10 protein-coding genes are annotated in these 13,965 nt (G+C 65.5%); 5 read left to right on the top strand and 5 right to left on the bottom strand.

Annotation, left to right across the window (positions count from 1 at the left end; translation table 11 throughout):
* Window positions 1-123: 123 nt before the first annotated feature.
* Window positions 124-1,560, bottom strand: a complete 1,437-nt coding sequence (locus CI41S_RS07850; RefSeq protein WP_139858257.1) for a glutamine synthetase family protein — start codon at window positions 1,558-1,560, stop codon at window positions 124-126.
* 184 nt (window positions 1,561-1,744) lie between these two features.
* Window positions 1,745-3,103 carry an aromatic ring-hydroxylating dioxygenase subunit alpha gene (locus CI41S_RS07845; protein WP_139858253.1) on the bottom strand — a complete coding sequence of 453 codons (1,359 nt, stop codon included), beginning with the start codon at window positions 3,101-3,103 and terminating at the stop codon, window positions 1,745-1,747.
* Window positions 3,104-3,214: 111 nt separating this feature from the next.
* On the opposite strand from CI41S_RS07845, the gene CI41S_RS07840 reads away from it, so the two are divergent.
* The gene (locus tag CI41S_RS07840; RefSeq protein ID WP_139858250.1) at window positions 3,215-4,000 is read left to right on the top strand and encodes an IclR family transcriptional regulator domain-containing protein; all 786 of its coding nucleotides are present in this window, start codon (window positions 3,215-3,217) and stop codon (window positions 3,998-4,000) included.
* Window positions 4,001-4,123: 123 nt separating this feature from the next.
* Here CI41S_RS07840 and CI41S_RS07835 read toward each other — a convergent pair whose 3' ends face one another.
* Complete coding sequence (locus CI41S_RS07835) at window positions 4,124-5,032, bottom strand: helix-turn-helix transcriptional regulator (protein WP_139480360.1); 909 nt, start codon at window positions 5,030-5,032, stop codon at window positions 4,124-4,126.
* 158 nt (window positions 5,033-5,190) lie between these two features.
* Here CI41S_RS07835 and CI41S_RS07830 point away from each other — a divergent pair, with 158 nt between their 5' ends.
* From CI41S_RS07830 to boxB, 4 genes are all read left to right on the top strand, one after another.
* The gene (locus tag CI41S_RS07830; protein ID WP_139858247.1) at window positions 5,191-6,732 is read left to right on the top strand and encodes a benzoate-CoA ligase family protein; all 1,542 of its coding nucleotides are present in this window, start codon (window positions 5,191-5,193) and stop codon (window positions 6,730-6,732) included.
* Between the two features lie 278 nt (window positions 6,733-7,010).
* Window positions 7,011-7,817: an alpha/beta fold hydrolase gene (locus tag CI41S_RS07825; protein ID WP_139858244.1), complete on the top strand. Its 807-nt coding sequence runs from the start codon at window positions 7,011-7,013 to the stop codon at window positions 7,815-7,817.
* A gap of 151 nt (window positions 7,818-7,968) precedes the next feature.
* Entirely contained in the window at window positions 7,969-9,657 is a 1,689-nt protein-coding gene (boxC, locus tag CI41S_RS07820; RefSeq protein WP_139858240.1) for a 2,3-epoxybenzoyl-CoA dihydrolase, read from the top strand.
* A gap of 196 nt (window positions 9,658-9,853) precedes the next feature.
* Window positions 9,854-11,305 carry a benzoyl-CoA 2,3-epoxidase subunit BoxB gene (gene boxB, locus CI41S_RS07815; protein WP_139858238.1) on the top strand — a complete coding sequence of 484 codons (1,452 nt, stop codon included), beginning with the start codon at window positions 9,854-9,856 and terminating at the stop codon, window positions 11,303-11,305.
* Window positions 11,306-11,701: 396 nt separating this feature from the next.
* On the opposite strand, the gene CI41S_RS07810 is transcribed toward boxB, so the two are convergent.
* Both CI41S_RS07810 and CI41S_RS07805 read right to left on the bottom strand, forming a co-directional pair.
* Complete coding sequence (locus CI41S_RS07810) at window positions 11,702-12,502, bottom strand: SDR family NAD(P)-dependent oxidoreductase (RefSeq protein ID WP_139858235.1); 801 nt, start codon at window positions 12,500-12,502, stop codon at window positions 11,702-11,704.
* A gap of 297 nt (window positions 12,503-12,799) precedes the next feature.
* Window positions 12,800-13,858 (bottom strand): polysaccharide deacetylase family protein, encoded by a 1,059-nt coding sequence (locus CI41S_RS07805; RefSeq protein WP_139858233.1) that lies wholly within the window; start codon window positions 13,856-13,858, stop codon window positions 12,800-12,802.
* Between the last annotated feature and the right edge of the window lie 107 nt (window positions 13,859-13,965).

Here is a 13,965-nt window from a genome sequence, read left to right as displayed (position 1 = left end):
GCCACCATCCGGGCCGATTCATCCTTCGAGGCTCGCCGAAGAGGCTCGCACCTCAGGATGACGGGTTGGGCAGTGGTGCAACATACCCCGGCGTCGTCCCGACCTTCGCCGGGACGACAAAACTCAAAACATCTCGAAATATTCGCGCTGCTCCCAGTCCGAGACCTCGGCCTGGAAGCGCTCGATTTCCGCGTTCTTGATGTGGACGTAGTAGTCGACGAACTCCGGCCCCAGTGCCTGGCGGAAGAACGGATCGTCGTCGAGCGCGAACACCGCCTCGCGCAGCGACTTCGGCAGCAGCGCGGCCTTGGTCTCGTAGGGCGTATCGGCCGACGGCCCGGGATCGAGCTTGCGGTCGACGCCGTCGAGGCCGGAGAGGATTTGCGAGGCCATGTAGAGATAGGGATTCGCCGCCGGCTCGCCGATCCGGTTCTCCAGCCGCGTCGCGGAATCGCCGGCGCCGCCGAGCACGCGAATCATCACGCCACGGTTGTCGCGGCCCCAGATCGCGCGGTCCGGCGCCAGCGAATAGGAGCGGTAGCGCTTGTAGCCGTTGATGGTCGGCGTCGTGAACACGGTGGATGCGCGGGCATGCTCGATCAGGCCGGCGAGCCAGGCGCGGCCGAGCGGGCTCAGGGGTTCGCCGGTCTCCTTTGCCATGAACACGTTCTCGCCGCCCGCGCGCGACACCAGCGACTGGTGCAGGTGCCAGCCGGAGGCAAACACATTCAGTAGCTTCGGCCGGCACATGAAGGTGGCGTGAGTGCCGTGGCGGCGCGCGATCTGCTTCACCGCGGAGCGGAACAGCACCATGGTGTCGGCCGGCGCGAGGCCTGTGGTCGGTGCGAAGGTGAATTCGCACTGGCTCGGGCCAAACTCGACCTCGACCGAGCGCAGCGGCAGGCCGAGCGCGATGATGTCGCGGCGGATGCTCTCGAGCGCCGGCTCCATCAAATCGTAGCGCTGCTCGGAAAGATACTGGTAGCCGTGCCACAGCAGGCTGACATCGGGCGGCCGTCCGGGCTGGCCGGCATCCTCCGGCGCCATATGGGCGTCGTTGAGCTTGAACAGATGGAATTCAACCTCGAGGCCGGCGACGAAGTCGTAGCCGCGGCTGGTGAGCTGATCGAGCACCTTGCGGTACAGATTGCGGGTTGCGAACGGCACCGGCCGTCCGTCGCTGAAATGGAGATCGCAGAGCAGCCAGCCGGTGTTTTCGGCCCAGGGCAGCACGCGGAACGTGGTGGGGTCGGCGACCATCAGCACGTCGGCCGCGCCCTCCATCTCCTTCATGCCGAAACCGCCGCCGGCGCTGAACACCGGAAACACCGTCTTGTGCGAGGTGTCCTTGGCCAGCAGCGACGTGGTGATGGAGCAGCCGCCTTCCAGCGCGCGCACCGCTTCGGACGCGATCAGCGTCTTGCCGCGCAAGATGCCGTGCTGGTCGGGGAACGACAGGCGGATGACTTCGAGGTTTTTCTCCTCGACGATGCGGCGGAGGCGGTTGGCCGCCTCCTTCTGCTCATCCGACCACAGCCCATGGCGCTCGACGAAGCTCACGGCGTCGCTCCTTCTTCTCCCTCGCCCCGCTCTTGCGGGGAGAGGGTCGGGGTGAGGGGCTCTCTCCACAGGGGTGATCTGTCGATAGACCTGTACCCCCTCACCCGGATCGCTGACGCGATCCGACCTCTCCCCGCAAGCGGGGCGAGGTGAAGGGGGGAGCGTTGCAGCGCTGAGGTAAACATCACTCGGCCGCCGTCAGATGCTGCACCTTGCCGGCGATCTCGCGCGGCACCGGGGCGGCCCACGGCGCGCCGCGGCGGCGCTTGACGTCGACTTCCATCCAGTAGAGCTCCCAGCCCTGCGTCGGCCCGATGCCGTCCATCGTCGCCGGGCCCTGGATACTGCGCGCGCTGGCCGCATCGAGGAACAGCAGCGGCTTCTCGCCGCCGGCAACCTTCTCGATCTCGGCCCGCAGCAGGCGGCGATACTGCACGATCGCCTTGTCGCTCTGGCCGAGATGCTCGTTGGTGCGGTCCTGGATCGCGCCCATCGATTCCACCGCCCACTGGTCGTGCACGTTGATGTCGGCGCCCATGCCGGTATAGGTCTCGGTCGCCTGCTCGTGCGGATCGAAGCCGTAGTCGTTGCTCTTGTTCTTGCGCGATTTGTAGTCCGGCAGCTCGTAGAGCTCGAGCCGCTGCTCGCGCATCTTCTGCTTGTCGACCGGGTTCGTGAAGCTGGTGAAGATCGCGTACCAGTAGCAGTTCTCGTCATCGACCGGCACATGCCACTGCGTGATCGTCATCTCGGTCGACATCGGCAGCACGAAGCCGTGCGGGAACACCTGGTTGGTTACCCGCACATGGGTGCGCTCCTCGTCGATCTGGCGGAGCGTGATCAAGCGCAGGCCATATTCGGTGTGCTCGACATTGATGATGGGACGGTCGAACTCGCGCATGATCTTGGTCATCGGCATGTCGGTGCCGGCGGAGGCGCCGCGGAACTGCTTGCCGTAGGCGGTCGAGGTGTCCTCGTCCTCGAAGAAGCGATGCAGGAAGGAGGCGTGCGACGGGTCGATGCCGACCTCGAGCGCCTGCAGCCAGTTGCAGCCCCAATGCCCCTTGAACGCAAAGGTGTGGCTGTCGGGCGCGGTGAAGCAGTCGAGCTCCGGAAACGCCGGCGGCTCGCCTTCGCCGAGATAGGCCCAGAGGATGCCGCTCTTCTCGACCACCGGATAGGCGCGCTGCTTGATGCCCTTGCAGAGCTGCGAGCCGACCGGCTCGGCCGGCGTCTCCAGGCATTGGCCGCTGGTGTCGAACAGCCAGCCATGGAAGGCGCAGCGCAGCCCGCCATGCTCGAGCCGGCCGAAGGCGAGGTCGGCGCCGCGATGCGCGCAGTGGCGGTCGATCAGCCCGTAGCGGCCGTCCTTGTCGCGGAACAGCACCAGGTTCTCGCCGAGCAGTTTGACCGGCCGCACCGCCCGCTCGCCCTGCAGTTCGTCCACCAGCGCCGCCGGCTGCCAGTACATCCGCATCAGCTTGCCGCAGGGGTCCTTGCGGCTGACGCGGGTGATCAGATCGTTCTGCTCCTGGCTCATCATGGCGGCGTCTCCTGGTTTAGGTATGTTCGCCTATTGAACGAATGTTCGAATTATGCCATGTCTGTCGCGGACAGCAAGCGTAATTTTTGAACCGTTCAAAGCCGGAAGCCCATGCCCAAGCTGAAACGGACCGACCAGGACGAGCGCGCCACCGACTTCGTCGAGAGCCTCGATCGCGGCCTGCGGCTGCTGCAGGTGTTCGGCACGGTCACGGGACCTGCGACCTTGAGCGATCTCGCCCGCGCCGCCGACCTGCCGCGCGCCACCGCGCGCCGCATCCTTTTCACGCTGGCGCATGGCGGCTTCGTCGCGACCGACGGAAAACTGTTCACGCTGACGCCGCATGTGCTGACGCTGGCCGGCTCCTTCCTGCAATCCAACCAGGTGGTGACGGTGCTGCAGCCGGTGCTCGACCGCATCGCGACGTCAGCACAGGAGATCGCCTCGCTCGCGCTGCTCGACGGCGACGACGTCGTGTTTGTGGCGCGCTCCAGCCCGACGCGGGTGTACTCGGGCGGCCTCGATATCGGCTACCGGCTGCCGGCGTTTTGTACGTCGGTCGGCCGCGCCATGCTCGGCCGCCTTGACGATAACGAGCTCGCGGCGCGGCTGAAGGCGATGCGCCGCGAGCCGGTGACGCCGCAGACCGTGACCGATCCGAAAAAACTGCTCGCCACCATCATGGCCGACCGCAAGCAGGGCTACTCGCTGGTCGACCGCGAGGCCGAGCCGCATTTCCGCTCGATCTCGGTGCCGGTGCGCCGCTACGACGGCACCATCGTCGCCGCCATCAACATGGGCGCGCATGTCGATCGCGTGCCGAAGCAGGAGTTGATCGATCGCTTTTTGCCGTTGCTGCGGGAGGGCGCGGAGGATGTGAAGAGCCGGCTGCTGTGAAGGGTTCACCTCTAAGCCACGTCGTCATTGCGAGCGAAGCGAAGCAATCCATGCATCCACACGCGCGGAAAGATGGATTGCTTCGCTTCGCTCGCAATGACGGGGATAGATGATGCTACAAGACTACAGCGCGACGCTGCGCAGGCCGAACGACCGCGCTTCGTTCTGCAGCACCGGCCGCACGGAATCGATCAGCCGTGCCGCCGCTGCATCCACGCTGAGCCCCGCCGTGTCCACCACCGCCGACGCCCGCGCGTAAAGCGGCTCGCGGCTGACCAAAATGTTGCGCAACTCGGCCATCGCCGAGCGGTCGTCGGCCATCGGGCGGAGGTCGCCCTGGCGGCGGACGCGGGCCATGTGCTCTTCGGGTTCGGCCTTCAGCCAGATCGTGTAGAACGACGACAGGATCAGATCGAAGGTCAGCGCCTCGGAGACGATGCCGCCGCCGGTCGCCAGCACCATCAATTCCTTGCGCGCCAAGAGCTGCGTCAGCGCGGCCTGCTCCATGCGGCGAAAGCCTTCCTGGCCGTACAGCGCGATGATCTCGGCGACCGAGAGGCCGTTCTGCGCCTCGATCTCCTTGTTGAGCTCGACGAAGCTCCAGCCGATCTTCTTCGCCAGCATCCGGCCGAGCGTGGTCTTGCCGGCGCCGCGCAGCCCGATCAGCGCGATGCCGGAGAACGAGGCGCGGCGCGGCGCCAAGGGACTGCTGCCGGCGAGAATGTCCTTGGCCTGCGCGATCTGGCTCGGCGAGGCCTTGCGCAGGAGATCGCGGATCATGGCCCAGTCGGGGATCGGCTCGGCCGAGGGGATCAGGTCCTCGAGATGCGCGCCCATCGCCCCTGCGACACGGCGCAGCAGCACGATCGAGACATTGCCTTTGCCGCTTTCCAGCTGGGCGATGTAGCGTTCGGAAATGCCGGAGACTTTTGCGAGCACCTTGCGCGACATGCCGCGCAGGGCGCGCGTCGTGCGCACACGCTGGCCGAGCTGGTCCAGGAAGCCGGTTTCCGGATCGTTGTCTGCGGTCATGATCCCCGTGCGAGGCGCGGATCCCGATTGAATCGGGACCAAAGCTCTAGGAAACATAGTGCCGATGAGGATTGACAGCAAGCCAATGTAGTGGCTTTGTATGAATTATAATTCTTATATCCACGGGAGAGAGCGGTGGCACGTCTGAGGAGCGGGGCATGACGTACAACGCAGTCACCTGGCTGCTCGACCGCAATGTCGACGAGGGCCGCGGCGGCAAGATCGTCTTCGACGACACGGTCTCCCAGCTCACCTATGGCCAGTTGCAGCAGCAGACCCGCCGGGTCGGCAACATGCTGCGCCGGCTCGGCGTCCGCCGCGAGGAGCGGGTCGCCATGATCATGCTGGATACGGTCGACTTCCCGACCGTGTTCCTCGGCGCGATTCGCGCCGGCGTCATTCCGGTGCCGCTCAACACGCTGCTGACGGCGGAGCAATACGCCTACATCCTCGGCGATTGCCGCGCCCGCGTGCTGTTCGTGTCCGAGGCGCTGCTGCCTGTCGTGAAGGACATCATCGGCCGCATGCCCGACCTCGAGCACGTGGTCGTCTCCGGCAAGGAGGCGCACGGCTACAAGAAGCTGGCCGACGAGATCGCGCGCGAGAACGACGTGTTCACGACCGCGCCGACCCATGCCGACGAGCCGGCGTTCTGGCTCTATTCGTCGGGCTCGACCGGCATGCCGAAGGGCGTGCGCCATCTGCATTCCAACATGGCCGCGACCGCGGAGACCTACGCAAAACAGGTGCTCGGCATTCGCGAGGACGATGTCGGCCTGTCGGCGGCAAAGCTGTTCTTCGCCTATGGCCTCGGCAATGCGCTGACCTTCCCGATGTCGGTCGGCGCCTCCACGGTGCTGAACGCAGAGCGGCCGACGCCGGCCGTGATGTTCGCACTGCTGAACAAGTATCATCCCAGCATCTTCTTCGGCGTGCCGACGCTGTTCGCGGCGATGCTGAACGACGAGGCGATGAAGGGGCAGGGCGGCGGCAAGCGCCTGCGTGTCTGCACCTCGGCCGGCGAGGCGCTGCCGGAATCGGTCGGCAATGCCTGGAAGGCGCGGTTCGGCGTCGACATTCTCGACGGCGTCGGCTCGACCGAGCTGCTGCACATCTTCCTGTCGAACGCGCCCGGCGACATCAAGTACGGCTCATCCGGTCGTCCGGTGCCCGGCTACAATGTGCGGCTGGTCAATGAGCTAGGTGCGGACGTCGCCGACGGCGAGGTCGGCGAACTGCTGGTCGACGCGCCCTCGGCCGGCGAGAGCTACTGGAACCAGCGCGCCAAGAGCCGCGCCACTTTTGAAGGCGCCTGGACCCGCACCGGCGACAAATACATCCGCGACAGCGACGGCCGTTACACCTTCTGCGGCCGAGCCGACGACATGTTCAAGGTGTCGGGCATCTGGGTGTCGCCGTTCGAGGTCGAGAGCGCGCTGATCACCCATCCCGCGGTGCTGGAAGCCGCCGTGGTGCCGGAAGCCGATCCGGAAGGGCTGCTGAAGCCGAAGGCCTATGTGGTGCTGCGGCCCGAGAGCACGAAAGAGGGCCTGCACGAGGCGCTGAAGGAGCACGTCAAGCAGAAGATCGGCCCCTGGAAATACCCGCGCTGGATCGACGTGGTGGAGAGCTTGCCGAAGACCGCGACGGGCAAGATCCAGCGCTTCAAGCTGCGCGACGGCGAGGGCGCCAAGCACTAAAGCACCGGCATGGAGCTTGGCGTGAGCGTGTGTGAGGTGAGCACCCTGGGCGGGCTCCCACCCCCCTTGCGGGGGAGGGTTGGGGAGAGGGGTGAGCCCCGGGCGCTGACGTCAGATATGGGGCGCCATCTCGGCGACGGATTTCGCGGAGAGTGGCGTTTCGCTCCCCGTCGCGCAGCGGAGCAAGCGGCACCCCTCTCCCTGCCCCTCCCCCGCAAGGGGGGAGGAAATGAGAGAGTTGTGCGCGCCTCGCCAGCAAATCGAGAACGGAGCTTCGTATGACACTCGCACCCAACGGCTCCCTCAGCATCGACGGCGCCGAGCTCGAATACCGCATGCTTGGCCCGTCACCCGACTCAGCGCCGACCGTCGTGATGCTGCATGAAGGCCTCGGCTCGGTCGGCCTGTGGGGCGATTTTCCGGAAAGGCTCCAGGCGGCGACCGGCGCCGGCGTGCTGGTCTATTCGCGCGCCGGCTATGGCGCCTCGTCGCCGGCAAAGCTGCCGCGTCCGGTCGATTACATGCATCGCGAGGCGCTCGATGTCCTGCCGAAACTGCTCGACCGGATCGGCTTCCGCCGCGGCCTCCTGGTCGGCCATTCCGACGGCGCGTCGATTGCGGCGATCTATGCCGGTGCGCATCAGGATCATCGCCTGCACGGGCTCGCGCTGATCGCGCCGCACTTCATCGTCGAGGACATCTCGGTGAAATCGATCGCCGAGATCAAGACAGCGTATGAGACCACCAATCTCAAAGAGAAGCTGGCGCGCTGGCACAAGGATGTCGACAACGCGTTCTATGGCTGGAACGGCGCCTGGCTCGATCCGCAATTCCGCGACTGGGATATCTCCGAGTACCTCGCCTATATCCGCGTGCCGGTGCTGATCGTGCAGGGCGTCGACGATCAATACGGCACGATGCGCCAGGTCGAGATTGCCAGGGACGAATGCTACTGCCCGGTCGACGTCGCCGTGGTCGCAGGCGCCGGTCACTCGCCGCATCGCGAGGCGCCGGCGGTGACGCTGGAGGCGGTCACCGATTTCGCCAAAGCGGCGCTGCGCGACGACCGGACGCTGGCGGCCTGACCTTTATTGCCGCGCCAGGTCATTGGCCGGGCGGGTGATTTTCCGAACATGAAACAAAATGCATGTTTTTGCATTTTGAACTAGACCAGATCGAAAACATGCATTATTGTGCATGAAGACATCTGAACCAATAACGGCAAAGGGTGGCCCAATGGCTGGCGACGATCGCGTCCTTGCAGGCGGGGCGAAATACATCGATTTCCAGACCGAGCCGCAGCGCTACCGGCACTGGAAGCTGGACGTCGCCGGTGACGTCGCGACGCTGACCATGGACGTCGACGAGAATGCCGGCCTGTTCGAGGGCTACCAGCTCAAGCTGAATTCCTACGACCTCGGCGTCGACATCGAGCTGGCGGACGCCGTGCAGCGGCTCCGCTTCGAGCATCCCGAGGTCAAGGTGGTGGTGATGCGCTCGGGCAAGAACCGGGTGTTCTGTGCCGGCGCCAACATCCGCATGCTGGCCGGCTCGACCCACGCCCACAAGGTCAACTTCTGCAAGTTCACCAACGAGACCCGCAACGGCCTGGAGGATTCTTCGGAGAATTCCGGCCAGAGCTTCATCTGCGTCGTCAACGGCACCGCGGCCGGCGGCGGCTATGAGCTGGCGCTCGCGACCGATCACATCATGATGGCCGATGACGGCGCCGCTGCGGTGGCGCTGCCGGAAGTGCCGCTGCTCGCGGTGCTGCCGGGCACCGGCGGCCTCACCCGTGTGGTCGACAAGCGCAAGGTGCGCCGCGACCACGCCGACTTCTTCTGCACAATCGAGGAAGGCATCAAGGGCAAGCGCGCCGTGCAGTGGCGGCTGGTCGACGAGATCGCGCCGAACTCCAAGCTCGAGGGCAAGCTCGCCGAGCGCGTCAAGGAATTCGCCGCGAAGTCGAAGCGCAACGGCGCCGGCAAGGGCGTCGCCCTGACCAAGCTCAACCGGACCGTCGACGACAGCGCGATCCGCTACGATTTCGTCAGCGTCGACATCGACCGCAACGCGCGCATCGCCACCATCTCGATCAAGGCGCCGGAAACCGCCGCGCCGGCCGACATCGACGGCATGATCGCGCAGGGCGCCGCGTTCTGGCCGCTGCAGGTCGCGCGCGAGCTCGATGACGCGATCCTGCATCTGCGGCTCAACGAGCTCGGTATCGCGATGCTGGTGTTCAAGAGCCACGGCGACCGCGCCAATGTTGTGTCGTATGACGCGTTCCTTGACGCCAACAAGGCGCACTGGCTGGTCAACGAGATCAGGCACTATTGGAAGCGGGTGCTCAAGCGCATCGACGTCACCTCGCGCACGCTGGTGACGCTGGTCGAGCCTGGCTCCTGCTTCGTCGGCACGCTGGCCGAGCTCGTGTTCGCCGCCGACCGCTCCTACATGCTGATCGGCCAGAAGCAGGGCGACAACCGCCCGCCGCCGGCGATCGAGCTCACCGCGATGAACTTCGGCCCGTATCCGATGAGCCACGGCCTGACCCGGCTGCAGTCGCGCTTCCAGGCCGATCCGTCGGATCTCGAGCGCGCGCAAGGCGCGATCGGCAAGGCGCTCGATGCCGAGGAGGCCGAAGAGCTCGGTCTCGTCACCTTCGCGCTCGACGACATCGACTGGGACGACGAGGTCCGCGTGTTCTTCGAGGAACGCACCTCGTTCTCGCCCGACGGCCTCACCGGCATGGAAGCCAATCTGCGCTTCGTCGGTCCGGAGACCATGGAATCGAAGATCTTCTCGCGCCTGACCGCGTGGCAGAACTGGATCTTCCAGCGGCCGAATGCGGTCGGTGAAGACGGCGCGCTGCGCCGCTACGGCACCGGCCAGAAGGCGCAATTCGACATGACGCGCGTGTAGAGGCGAATACCGCCGTCATCCTGAGGTGCGAGCGCTTGCGAGCCTCGAAGGATGATTGGAGGCGACAGTGCCCAACAGCATCCTTCGAGGCTCGCGCAAAGATGCGCGAGCACCTCCAGCGACAATGGCGAAGCCATTGTGCAGGGATGACGACGGAGCAAGGTGCGATGCGAGCCAGGATGAAAAGGAGCACGCCGTGAACATGAACATCATGAACGTCGATTACTCGACCAAGATCCCGAACAACGTGAACCTCGCCGAGGACCGCCAGGTGCTCAAGGCGCTGGAGGGCTGGCACCCCGGTTACATGGACTGGTGGAGCGACATGGGCCCGGACGGTTTCCAGGAGTCGCTGGTCTATCTGCGCACCGCCTATTCGGTCGATCCGCGCGGCTGGGCCAAGTTCGACTATGTGCGGATGCCGGAATATCGCTGGGGCATTCTGCTTGCCCCGCAGGAAGAGAACCGCGTCATCCCGTTCGGCGAGGACTTTGGCAAGCCGGCCTGGCAGGAAGTCCCCGGTGAGCATCGCGCCATGCTGCGCCGCCTGATCGTGATCCAGGGCGACACCGAGCCGGCCTCGGTCGAGCAGCAGCGCCATCTCGGCAAGACCGCGCCCTCGCTCTACGACATGCGCAATCTGTTCCAGGTCAACGTCGAGGAAGGCCGCCATCTCTGGGCGATGGTCTACCTCTTGCAGAAGTATTTTGGCCGCGACGGCCGCGAGGAAGCCGACGATTTGCTGCGCCGCCGCTCCGGTGACGCGGATTCTCCGCGCATGCTCGGGGCCTTCAACGAGGCGACGCCGGACTGGCTGTCGTTCTTCATGTTCACCTACTTCACCGATCGTGACGGCAAGATGCAGTTGCATTCGCTGGCGCAGTCGGGCTTCGATCCGCTGTCGCGCACCTGCCGCTTCATGCTGACCGAGGAAGCGCATCACATGTTCGTCGGCGAGACCGGCATCACCCGCGTCGTGCAGCGCACTTGCGATGCGATGCGCGAGGCCGGCATCACCGATCCGACCGACATCGCCAAGGTTCGTGCGTTAGGGGTGATCGACCTGCCGACCATCCAGAAGAAGCTGAACCTGCACTATTCGCTGTCGCTCGACCTGTTCGGCTCGGAAGTGTCGACCAATGCGGCCAACGCCTTCAACGCCGGCATCAAGGGCCGCTACAAGGAAACCACCATCGAGGACGATCACCAGCTCAAGAACTCGACCTATCCGGTCATGAAGCTGGTCGACGGCCAGATCAAGATGGTCGACGAGCCGGCGCTGACCGCGCTCAACATGCGGCTGCGTGATGACTACACGCAGGACTGCGTCAAGGGCATGCTGCGCTGGAACAAGGTGATCTCGACCGCGGGCTACGACTACAAGCTCGCGGTGCCGAGCACCGTCTTCCATCGCCAGATCGGCGAGTTCAAGGATGTCCACGCGACCCCCGATGGCCTCCTGATCGACAACGCCACCTGGGCCAAGCGCAAGAACGAGTGGCTGCCGTCGACCGAGGACGGCGACTTCATCGCCTCGCTGATGAAGCCGGTCACCGAGCCCGGCCAGTTCGCCTCCTGGATCTCGGCGCCCAAGGTCGGCATCGACAACAAGCCCGGCGATTTCGAATATGTGAGAATCGAGAGCTGAGAGCGTGATCCGGAAAAGTGTGAAGCGGTTTTCCGACGAGATCATGCTCAAATAAGAGTTCTCTCCTCCCGGAGAGAGACCACGAAAGGGGTGAGCCGAGAAGGTCCTGGCTCGCCCCTTTCTTTTTGCGACGTGCGCTCGCCAGCGCGGGATGACGCAACCTCGAATCGAGCCGCGGACACCGCTTCACCTCGCCCCGCCTGCGGGGAGAGGTCGGAACGCATCGCCAGATGCGTTCCGGGTGAGGGGATTCTCAGCGAGTCCAAATGCCGCCACGTTCTGCGGAGGCAGCCCCTCACCCCAACCCTCTCCCCGCATCCGCCTTCGCCCGAAGGCGGGCGTCGGCGGACAAGAGAGCGGGGCGAGGGAGCGCACCTTCGATGCCGCGCTCGCGGATTACCCCGCGATCTCCAGCCCCGCGGTCGCGTAGACCACGCCGCCGTCGACCGCGATGGTGGTGCCCACCACGTAATCGCCGGCGCGCGAGGCGAGATAGATCGCAGTCCCCGCCATATCCTCGTCGGTGCCGACCCGTCGCGACGGCACGCGCTTTGCGACTTCGTCGGCGTGATCGCGCGCGGCGCGGTTCATATCCGACTTGAAGGCGCCCGGCGCGATCGCGGTGACGTTGATGTTGTCCTTGACGAGGCGCGTCGCCATCCGCCGCGTCAGGTGGATCACTGCCGCCTTGCTGGCGGCATAGGAATAGGTCTCCATCGGGTTGACGAAGATGCCGTCGATCGAGGCGATGTTGATCACCTTGCCCGGTCTGTCGTGCGAGGCCGCCGCGCGCAGCGGCTTTGCCAGCGCCTTGGTCAGGAAGAAGATCGACTTGACGTTGAGGTTCATCACCTTGTCCCAGCCGCTCTCCGGGAATTCGTCGAAATCGGCGCCCCAGGCCGCGCCGGCATTGTTGACGAGGATGTCGAGCTTCGGCTCGCGCTTGATGATTTCCGCGGCGAGCCTGTCGCAGCCCTCCACCGTCGAGATGTCGATCGGCAGCGCGATGCACTCGCCGTCATAGGCGGCGGACAGCTCCTGGGCGGTCGCCTCGCAGGGCCCGGCCTTGCGTGCGGTGATGTAGACCTTCGCCGCGCCCTGCGCGAGGAATCCGGCCGCGATCATCTTGCCGATGCCGCGCGATCCGCCGGTCACCAGCGCGACGCGGCCGTTGAGTGAGAACAGGTCCTTGAACATTGCGTCCCTCCGTTGCGTTGCCGTTGGTTCTGGGCGTGGCCGAGGGGCGAGTCAAGAAACATGGAGGCACCGGTAGCCCGGATCGAGCCAACGGTCGCGCGAACGCGCGCCCGATGACAGGCTCCGCGAAATCCGGGAGAGGTCTATCCGCGGACGCACCTGCCCCGGATTGCGCTGCGCTTCATCCGGGCTACGTGGAGCGGTCAAGCCGCCCGGTCGAACCCCGGCAGCCGCCGGCTACTTTGCATGGGGTTGTTTTCGCTGTTTTGGCTGCACCCGGGCTTCGCAGAAGCGGCTCTACGCCGCGTCGACGCGGCGAAAGCCGTTCCACACCGCGGTGGCCGCGCCGGAGGTCAGGACCGGCAACAGCCGCGGCTGCTGGTAATGGCCGTTGAGCGAGACCCGCTGCAGCGCCGTCATGTGGTCGGCGCTCTCCGGAAACAGCATGCCCGGCCGCGTGGTGACCGCGGTTCGGAAGCCGATCTTTTTGGCGAGCGCGAATTCGCGCTGGCCGGCGGCGATCCGGTCGCCATAGGGATAGGCGAGATGCAGCACCGGCCGCTGCAGCGCGTCCTCGATTCGGGCGCGGCTGGTCGCAAGTTCGAACGCGGCGATCGTCTCGCTCTGCTTGGCGAGATTGCAATGGGTGATGGTGTGCGCGCCGATGGTAACCAGCGGATCGTCGGCAAACGCGCGCAACTCGTCCCAGGACATGCAGAGCTCGCGGGCGATGCCGGTTTGATCGACGCCGTGCCGGGTGCAGAGCGTCGCGATCGCATCCTGCATCTCGGCCTCGCCGGGCAGTGAACGCAGCCATGTATGCATGCGGTTGAAGGCGGCCTGTTTGGCCGGTGCCGTCGCGGTGTCGAGCCGGGTCATCGCGCCGTCGATCGGCACCTCGATCGCGGACGCCGCCGCGATCACCCGCTCCAGCGCGATCCACCACAGCCGGCCGCAACCCTCGGCAAAATCGCTGGCGACATAGACGATCAGCGGCGCGTCGAATTCGCGCATCACCGGCAGCGCATAATCTCGGTTGTCGCGGTAGCCGTCGTCCAGGGTGAAGCAGGCGAAGCGCCGCGAAAAATTCCGTTCGGTGAGACGGCGATGCGCCTCGTCCATGCTGACGACGTCGACGTCGAGCGCGCGCAGATGCGCCAGCATCCTGCGCAGGAAGTCCGGTTCGACCTCGAGATGGCGATTGGGCTGGAACGCGTCGCTACGCGGCGGGCGCACGTGGTGCAGCATGAAGATGGTGCCGACGCCGCCGAAGATCGGCCGCAGCAGCACATGGGCACCCGAGAAATACAGCGCTTCCATCCCGGCGCGGATCACGGCGTTGCGGAGTTGTTTCATGAGGGCGCGGGCCGGCCGATTTGCATTCCGCGCTGAACTTAGCGAAAGACCACTGAAGAAACTGTTATTCCACTCGGACACGGCGGCTCCGCAGGGCAGCGCGATTT

The sequence above is a fragment of the Bradyrhizobium ivorense genome (assembly GCF_900696085.1).
GTDB lineage: Bacteria > Pseudomonadota > Alphaproteobacteria > Rhizobiales > Xanthobacteraceae > Bradyrhizobium > Bradyrhizobium ivorense.
This window is presented reverse-complemented; position numbering and strand designations above follow the sequence as displayed.

Coding starts and splice junctions, on each gene's coding strand:
- CI41S_RS07825 (WP_139858244.1), top strand. CDS start 7,011: ATGACACTCGCACCCAACGGCTCCCTCAGCATCGACGGCGCCGAGCTC.
- CI41S_RS07840 (WP_139858250.1), top strand. CDS start 3,215: ATGCCCAAGCTGAAACGGACCGACCAGGACGAGCGCGCCACCGACTTC.
- CI41S_RS07845 (WP_139858253.1), bottom strand. CDS start 3,103: ATGATGAGCCAGGAGCAGAACGATCTGATCACCCGCGTCAGCCGCAAG.
- CI41S_RS07810 (WP_139858235.1), bottom strand. CDS start 12,502: ATGTTCAAGGACCTGTTCTCACTCAACGGCCGCGTCGCGCTGGTGACC.
- CI41S_RS07835 (WP_139480360.1), bottom strand. CDS start 5,032: ATGACCGCAGACAACGATCCGGAAACCGGCTTCCTGGACCAGCTCGGC.
- CI41S_RS07805 (WP_139858233.1), bottom strand. CDS start 13,858: ATGAAACAACTCCGCAACGCCGTGATCCGCGCCGGGATGGAAGCGCTG.
- CI41S_RS07830 (WP_139858247.1), top strand. CDS start 5,191: ATGACGTACAACGCAGTCACCTGGCTGCTCGACCGCAATGTCGACGAG.
- boxC (WP_139858240.1), top strand. CDS start 7,969: ATGGCTGGCGACGATCGCGTCCTTGCAGGCGGGGCGAAATACATCGAT.